Annotated in this window: 1 protein-coding gene; it reads left to right on the forward strand. The window is 64.3% G+C overall.

What is annotated here, in order from left to right:
* A partial coding sequence (locus FNJ47_RS46430) for a hypothetical protein (RefSeq protein ID WP_163163504.1) occupies positions 1-633 on the forward strand: 633 nt, incomplete at both ends.

Below are 633 nucleotides of genomic sequence, written 5' to 3' on the forward strand. Positions count from 1 at the left end.
CTCAACTTTGCGAGCAGCAAGGAAATTCTGGTCGAGGCGCCGCTGGAGCTTGCGCCTGGCGCGCAGGTGATCTTCGCGGCGCCGCACGTCGAACTCGGCGCAAACGTCACGGCGCATGGTGGCAGCGTGACGCTGACCAACCTCATGCACGCCGTGTTCGGCCAGAACCAGAACGAGCAATGGTGGGCGCTGAACGACGCGAACAGCAAGGCGCAGGCTACGGTCGGCCAGAACGTTGCCGTTGATCTCAGCGGGCTGTGGAGCAACGAGCAGACCGGAACGGATGGATCGGGCCGGGCGCATCTGGATGGTGGCAACTTCACCGTTTCGACGACCGGCGGCATCACGCTTGCGAGCGGATCGCTCATCGATGTGTCGTCGGGTGGCGCCATCCTGACGACCGGCAAGACGCAGGGCGGCAAGGGCGGCAATGTCAGCCTCGTGGCCAATGACTATTCGCATCTGGCCTGGACGCAGTTCTTCACCAACCCGCTCATCCTTGATGGCGCAATTCGCGCGTATGGATTCAGCGGCGGCGGCACGCTGACGTTGAACGCAGGCCAGGAGATTGCGATCGGCGAAGCGGCGGCCGATGCGCTGGTGCTCGACCCCGCGATATTCCGGTCCGGCTTC

It is taken from the genome of Bradyrhizobium uaiense (genome assembly GCF_010811875.1).
GTDB classification, from domain to species: domain Bacteria; phylum Pseudomonadota; class Alphaproteobacteria; order Rhizobiales; family Xanthobacteraceae; genus Bradyrhizobium; species Bradyrhizobium uaiense.